This is a genomic window from Pseudomonadota bacterium (assembly GCA_010028905.1).
Classification (GTDB): Bacteria; Vulcanimicrobiota; Xenobia; order RGZZ01; family RGZZ01; genus RGZZ01.
In genome coordinates this window covers 1-7,176 of the sequence record RGZZ01000262.1, presented here as the reverse complement: position 1 = coordinate 7,176, position 7,176 = coordinate 1, and the positions used below count along the sequence as shown (strand labels likewise).

Below are 7,176 nucleotides of genomic sequence, written 5' to 3'. Positions count from 1 at the left end.
GCGCCGTTTCCCAGCCCCTCGCCCTCCCCTTCCCCGACGGGTCCGATGCTGCGCGTGGGGGTTGGTGGCGACCCACCCTGGCTGACGCGCACCCCAGGCGGCGAGCCCGACGGCTTCAGCGTGCAGCTGTGGAAGGCGGTGGCCGCTCGGGCGAACGTGCGCTACACTCTCGTCGACGTTCCCTCGTCGCAGGAACAGGTCAACCTCGTGCAGCGCGGAAAGCTCGACATCGCGCTGGGTCCCCTGGCCGTCACCGCGACGCGCTTGACGCGAACCGCGTTCACCCAGCCCTTCTTCGCGTCGAACCTCGCGATTCTCACATTTGGGGAACCGCCCACAGTGTGGGATCGCATCCGCCCGGTGCTGCGCCTGCTGATCTCCATCACCGCCGGCGGCGTGGCCCTCGTGCTGTTCACGGTGGCCCACCTCGTATGGCTGTTCGAGCGCGGGAAGAACCCCGATATCCCGCGCGCATACCTGAAGGGCCTGGGCAACAGCCTCTGGCTCACCTATGTCACGATGACCACCACGATGACCACCGTGGGCTATGGCGACCGTGTCCCCGTCACGCCGCTGGGACGCTTCACCATCGCCATCTGGATGCTGCTCTCGACCGTTCTGCTCTCGACACTGACGGCCACCATCACCACCGCGCTCACCATCTCGAACCTCGACACCACATCAATCAAGAGCGCCGACTCGCTGGCGAAGCGGCGTGTGGCCGTGGTGACCGGCAGCGTGGGACAGAGCTTTGCTCGCACCTACCACGCCACCGAGGTGACCGTGCCGACCCTCGAAGCCGCCATCGAGCTGCTCCTCGCAAAGCGCGCCGATGCCGTGATCTACGATGAGCCGACCTTGCGCTACTACATGCACCAGCATCCCGATCAGCCCCTCACCCTGCTGTCGGTGGCGTACCAGTGGGAGACCTTCGGATACGCCATCCCCGTGAACAGCCCGCTACAGCAGCGCTTGAACGTCGCGCTGCTCGATCTCACCGAGAACGGCACGGTGCACAACCTGCACACGCAGTGGTTCTGGTACGGGGGATCGGGCGCAAGCGTCGACCCAGGAGATCGCGCGGCCACGTTCCGTCCCGTGGGGCCTGACGCGCTGCCGCAGCAGCAGATCAATGAGGCTCCGCCTGCCTCCGGGGCTCCACTCGTACCCGTGGCGGTACCGACAAGGTAGGCTCCCTGGGCTGCACAGTGGGGCAGCGTGACGGGGCGCGGGTTTCGCCGATCTCAGGCCGCAATGACCGTAGCCGCCGCCTAGGGCCGAGCTCCCGCCGCGCTCGCAGAAGACGCGCCCGCAGAAGACGCGCTCGCAGAAGACGCGCCCGCAGACGCCGCGCTTGCAGAAGACGCACCCGCAGAAGACGCGCCCGCAGCGGGCAGGGACGCGGGCGGGCGAACCAGCACCAGGCCAGCGACGCCCAGAAGCACGATGACGAAGACGCGCTGAAGAACGCCGGGGGCGAGACGGGCGCCGATGCGCTGACCGACCTGCAGTCCGCCGACCCCGCCCACGACGAATAGAGCCGTGACGAGAAAGGGAACCTCACTGCCGATCATGAGATGCGAGACCACCCCCGAAGCGCTCACGAGGGTGATGACCATGAGCGAGGTCCCCACCGCAAGCATCATCGGCGTGTTCGCGAACAGCACGAGCGACGGCACGATGATGAAGCCGCCCCCGACGCCGAACATCCCCGAGAGAACACCACACACCAACCCCAGCGGAACGAGACGCAACGCCCGCCCCCTCGCCGCGCCCTGCTCAACGCGCTCTCCGCCCGAGGGTGAGGCTTCGACAAGTACTCGTACACCCGCCACGCCAGCATCGACGCCGGTCTCGGCCGATCGCGTCTTCGGCGAGGCGCCGGCCTCGAGCCACATCTTCGACGCCACCAGCAGCATCAAGCCCGCGAACATGGGCAGCAGCACCGATTCGGGCAACGCCTTCGCGATGCGCACGCCGACGGGCGCGCCCACCGCTCCCCCCAGGGCGAAGATCAGTCCGGTGGCGACATCGACCTGGCCCGCGACCCATCGCTGCCAGGCGCCCACCAGCGACACCGTTCCCACCGCGGCCAGCGAAACGCTCGCCGCCTCGCGCATGGGCAGGTGCAGGCCGTACACGAGAAGCGGCACGGCGAACAGGGCTCCGCCCCCGCCCGTGAGCCCGAGCGAGAGCCCCACCACCGCGCCGTAGAGCAGGCCTTCCATGCGCGATCAGGCCTTGGGAAGCGCGCAGCTGCCCGCCGCGGGAGTGGCGCACGCGCCGCCTTGGGCACCCGCGGCCGAACCTTCAGGCGAGCCCTGGGCCGCGGCCCACGCGTTGTAGCCCCCCACAAGATCGGTGACGTCGTCGACGCCCGCGCGTCGCAACAGGCAGGCCGCGATGGGTGAGCGATATCCGCCCTGGCAGTGCACGACGATAGGGCCCCGCTGCGCAACCTCGGCGATGCGCTCGGCGAGATGGGGCATCGGAATGTGCACGCTGCCTTCGATGCGTCCGCGGTCGACCTCGGCCTGCGTGCGCACGTCGAGCACCAGCGGCGCGTCTTGCGCGGTGAGGCGTTCGTGCAGCTCGGTGGCGGTGATGCGCCGCAGCGTCGACACCTGGTCTGGACGCGCGGCAAGCGCGGTGGCGCCGCCCTCGAGGTAGCCGCGCACCCGATCGTAGCCGATGCGCCCCAGCCGCATCGCGGCCTCGCGCTCGACGCCGGGCGCGGCCACCAGCACGATGTCATCTTCAGGCGAGAGAATGGTGCCGCACCACGTTGCGTAGCTGCCTTCGAGCCCGATGTTGATCGACCCCGTCAGATGTTGCGCCGCAAAGTCTGCCGCGGCGCGAACGTCAAGCACCTTGGCGCCCCCGTCGCGCAGGGCCAGCACCTCATCGAGGGTACGGGGCTGCAGCTCGGTGGCCAGGGTGTGGGCGAGGTCATCGTGCTCGGTGCGGTTCTTGATGGCGTCGTAGACGAAGTAGCGCGGCGCCTCGGGCTGCTCGTGGGTCACCATGGCTTTGAACTGCTCGAGCGACATGGGCTGCAGCGCGTAGTTCGACTGCTTCTGCTGGCCGAGGGTCGAGACCGTGTCCTTGCTCAGGTTCTTGCCGCACATGCTGCCCGCCCCGTGGGCCGGGTAGAGCAGCACCTCGTCGGGCAGCTCGCGCAGGCGCCCCACAGAGGCGTACAGCATGTCGGCGAGCTCGTCGGCGGTGACCCCGACCGAGGCGAGCAGATCCGGGCGCCCCACGTCACCGATGAACAGGGTGTCGCCCGACAGCAGCGCCTTCGGCGTTGTGGCGCTGTGCTCCGGATCGAACACCAGAATGGAGATGCCCTCCGGTGTGTGCCCAGGCGTCTCCATGAACTGCAGGCGAACCATGCCCAGCTCGATGGTGTCGCCGTCGGTCACCGCGCGGAACTCGAAATCGGCCTTCGCGCGCGCGCCCAGAACGATCTTCGCCCCCACGCGATTGCGCAGATCGAGATGACCCGCCAGGAAGTCGGCGTGGAAGTGGGTGAGAATCACGTAGCGGATCTCGAACCCGTGGGCCTTTGCGTCTTCGAGGTACTGATCGATATCGCGCTGCGGATCGACCACCGCGGCCTGATGCGTGGCCTCGTCGGCAATCATGTACGATGCGTGCGCCAGGCACGACAGATAGTACTGCTTGAAGAACATCAGACATTCCTCCTCAAATCAGTGAACGTGGCGCGCACGCCACACACCATCAATTCTTCCGCAAGAAGCGCCAGAGCCATACGCCCACCTGCCGGTCGCAGCGTTCCGGTTGCTCTGTGAAGACGACCTAGCTGCGCTGGCAGGCGCCCGCCTGCTTGTTCCACGGCATGCGGGCCAGCATCAGACCCATGCCGCAGGTATCGGTGATGCCGGAAAAGATCAGGCCGCATCCCACGAACGCGGAGAGCCCTCGACCCCACGGGTTCACGAGCTCGCCGACGAGCAGCCCCGTCACGACGAGCAGGCCTGCGGCGATGCGCACCTGCCGCTCGAGCGAGATGACCTTGATATCGCTTCGAGTGAGAGGGAGATTCGCCTGCTCACAGGCCTGCGTTCCCCCCTCGACGCTGATGACCTCTCCGAATCCGGCCGCCTGCAGCTTCTCGCATGCCTGACGGCTGCGCCCGCCCGATCGGCAGATGACGTAGAGCGGCTGATGGCCGCGAACTCAGACGGGGTGCGAACGTCGATGAGATCGACATCAGGCTGGTTCTCGAGCACCGTTCGAAGGGCGCTGGCGGTGATGGTCTGGACGCTCATGAGTGTGGATCTCCTCAGATGTGAATCGGGGGATGAGAATGGATGTGACTTATGACGCAGCCTCGGCGGGCGCATCGAAACGCGCTTCGATGCACGCCATGATGCTCGAGAGATGCGGCTCGATCACGCGGTAGTACACATGCCGCCCGTCTCTGTCGCTGCGCAGGAAGCCGCAGCGCTGCATCAGGCGCAGATGCTCTGACGCCATGGGCGTGGTGAGCTCGCAGGCCTCTGCAAGCTCGCTCACGGTGTAGCGCCCGCGCAGCAGCATCTGCACCATGCGCAGGCGAAGCGGATGGGCCAGCACCCGCAGGCACTCGGCAGCCTGCGCGAGACGCTCAAGATCGGTGAGATGCGTGACGTGAACGCTCATCGAAACCCTTCAATCTGCACCTGCCTCCCGGCGTGGGCGCTGTGACCGGCACCCTCCAGCCCGCGCGGATCGGGTGCGCTGATGTCATTATATCGAAATATTCCGATATGTCAACATCTCAATGTGAGAGGCGTACAGGTGAGACTCATTGGTGTGACCTTCTGGTCAGAAACTGGCAGGCCTCGCACGAGTGAAGAGTGAGAGAGATACCGGACCTGTGGGCGCACGAGCTTGCCATCACTCCTGCTGAAGGCTCCTCTATCGCCCTACACGCGCGGTTGAGGGGCAAGATGTGCCATCTATCCCGGGCACAGCAGGGTCCGAGAGAAGTCCACCACGAGGCCGTGGGGGACAATCCCGTGTCCACCACGAGGCCGGGGGGGACAAACCCGTGTCCACCACGAGGCCGGGGGGGACAATCCCGTGTCCACCACGAGGCCGGGGGGGACAAACCCGTGTCCACCACGAGGCCGTGGGGGACAAACCCGTGTCCACCACGAGGCCGTGGGGGACAAACCCGTGTCCACCACGAGGCCGTGGGGGACAATCCCGTGTCCACCACGAGGCCGGGGGGGACAGCCGCAGGTCCACCACGAGGCCGGGGGGGACAAACCCGCTGTGCAAAGAAGTCTGCCGCGCCCTCTGGCAGTTGCGCAAAGCCCCATCTTGTGGAGGCACTGACGCCAGGCGTGCGTGCTACCCCGAGCAGACCGGACTCTCGTCAGGCGCGTCGCCCGGCCACGTGGCCAAGTCTCTGCACGTGCGATCGACCAGACCCCGCAGAAACGCGACGAACCGCCAGGCGTCGTGGAAGTTCGAGGCCAGGCCGTAGGACGCTCGAATGGCGCCGATGTCGAAGCCGTGATGAGCACGGTAGTGCGCGCGCAGGTCGTCGAAGGTGAATTCCGACTGACGAAAGAACGGCACGAGGTCGTCGGCACTGAGCCCGAAGGCCGCCTCTCCCGCGCCCGGATTGCAGAAGAACCCGGTGCGCACCGAGATGCCGTGCTGCCCCGCGAGAATGGCAAGCTTGCGGATGTCGTGGACCTGACCCTGCGAATCGACCACGGTGAACGCGATGGTGGCGCCCCGATCGATGGTGTCGATGGGCCCTAGCAGGCGGATGAGGGGAAGCCCCGATGCGTGGACGAGCGACCGCATGTGGCGCAACGTGTAATCGGTGAGGGCCTGCACGCGAACAGCGATGTGCGCGTGCGACGCGCCCTCGAGGAAGGCCAGGCCCATCTCGACTGCGGGGATCGACAAAAAATCGACCGTGCCATCTTCGAATGCCGCCGCGCCCGCACCCCGCACAAATCCCTGGCCGAGCACAGAGGCCAGCTTGACGTTGCCGCCCGCAAACCACCGCTGACGCCACGACGCGAGCGCGGTCTGCTTGATGAGCAGGCAGCCGAGGCCGGTCGGATATCCGAACATCTTGTAGAACGAGATGCAGACGAACTCGGGCTGATGCGCCGCCAGATCGAGGCGATTGGTGGGGGCAAAGGCGGCCGCGTCGAGCAGCACATCATGGCCGCGCCGCTGGGCCTCGTCGATGAGGTCGAGCGAATGCTTCACCCCGCTGAAGTTCGACTGCGCGGGATAGGCGAACAGCCCTTTGCGCGCGTCAGACACGGGGCCGAGGGCGGCGCAGACCTGCTCGTGGTCGAGGCGCAGATCGGGAACCGTGGGGGCGATCACGGTGGTCGCGGCCCCCGCGCGCTCCGCGAACGCCGAGATGCCGCATACCGAGTTGTGGTTGTCTTGCGTGAAGATGTAGCCGCGCTCGGGACCGAACGGGTAGTGCTCGCCGATGAGGCGCAGCGCCGCCGTGGCGTTGGCGGTGAAGATGACCGCGTACGTCTCGGGCGATGCGTTGAAGAAGCGCAGCACGGCCTCGCGCGCCCGCTCGAGATGCGCGGTTGAAGCTTGCGCCGACGGGCTCACTGAATGCGGATTGCCATACACGTCACGCCCCAGCATGGCCCCGTGCGCGTCGACCTGTGACTGCGCATAGAGGCCCGACCCCGTGTAGTCGAGGTAGACCGCCCCCGAGGCGTCGAGTCGCGCAAACTCGGTCACGCGCATCTCATCGAGAATCGGCGCCGCGGCGTACCCCGGATGCTCGCGCACGAACGCCTCGATCTCGGCGAGGTCCGGTTCGCGGGTGCGCACGTCTTCGAAGGGTGCGCCGAGCGGAGAGGCGTCATTCCGATGCGCTACGCCGTCGGCGGCAGTCTCGGCTGCGGCATCGCCTGACGATGCAGCGGTGCTAGCAACAGGGTGCGAGGCGTTCTCGGTGCTCATGTGAGGGGCTTTCCTTCACATCGCATTTCGTTTCCTGCCGCGTCGAACGCCCCGTACCCGCGTCTGCGCACTGACACACCCGCGACGGGGGCTTGCAGGCGAGGCTGCCCGATCGACATCTCACCTCGGTCGAACGGCCTCTCGCCGTGATCTCGCGGCGCGCCCCCCTCCGACACCGTATCGTGCCGATAAAATCGTTTG

5 protein-coding genes and 2 pseudogenes are annotated in these 7,176 nt (G+C 67.0%); 2 read left to right on the top strand and 5 right to left on the bottom strand.

All coding sequences use genetic code 11. From position 1 onward, the window contains the following. Positions 1 to 45: 45 nt before the first annotated feature. On the top strand, positions 46 to 1,191 hold the full coding sequence (locus tag EB084_16265) for a hypothetical protein (protein NDD29811.1): 1,146 nt from the start codon (positions 46 to 48) through the stop codon (positions 1,189 to 1,191). A 90-nt stretch (positions 1,192 to 1,281) separates the two neighbouring features. Then, positions 1,282 to 1,389, top strand: a pseudogene (locus EB084_16260) (30S ribosomal protein S16). Between the two features lie 8 nt (positions 1,390 to 1,397). Here EB084_16260 and EB084_16255 read toward each other — a convergent pair. From EB084_16255 to EB084_16235, 5 genes and pseudogenes are all read right to left on the bottom strand, one after another. After that, a pseudogene (locus tag EB084_16255) lies at positions 1,398 to 2,228 on the bottom strand (sulfite exporter TauE/SafE family protein). A gap of 6 nt (positions 2,229 to 2,234) precedes the next feature. Continuing rightward, positions 2,235 to 3,695: an MBL fold metallo-hydrolase gene (locus EB084_16250; protein ID NDD29810.1), complete on the bottom strand. Its 1,461-nt coding sequence runs from the start codon at positions 3,693 to 3,695 to the stop codon at positions 2,235 to 2,237. A 127-nt stretch (positions 3,696 to 3,822) separates the two neighbouring features. Continuing rightward, a complete protein-coding gene (locus EB084_16245; protein NDD29809.1) occupies positions 3,823 to 4,176 on the bottom strand; it encodes a DUF2892 domain-containing protein in 354 nt (117 codons plus the stop codon). A 168-nt stretch (positions 4,177 to 4,344) separates the two neighbouring features. Continuing rightward, positions 4,345 to 4,668 (bottom strand): ArsR family transcriptional regulator, encoded by a 324-nt coding sequence (locus EB084_16240; protein NDD29808.1) that lies wholly within the window; start codon positions 4,666 to 4,668, stop codon positions 4,345 to 4,347. Positions 4,669 to 5,364: 696 nt separating this feature from the next. Further along, entirely contained in the window at positions 5,365 to 6,975 is a 1,611-nt protein-coding gene (locus EB084_16235) for an aminotransferase class V-fold PLP-dependent enzyme (protein NDD29807.1), read from the bottom strand. Between the last annotated feature and the right edge of the window lie 201 nt (positions 6,976 to 7,176).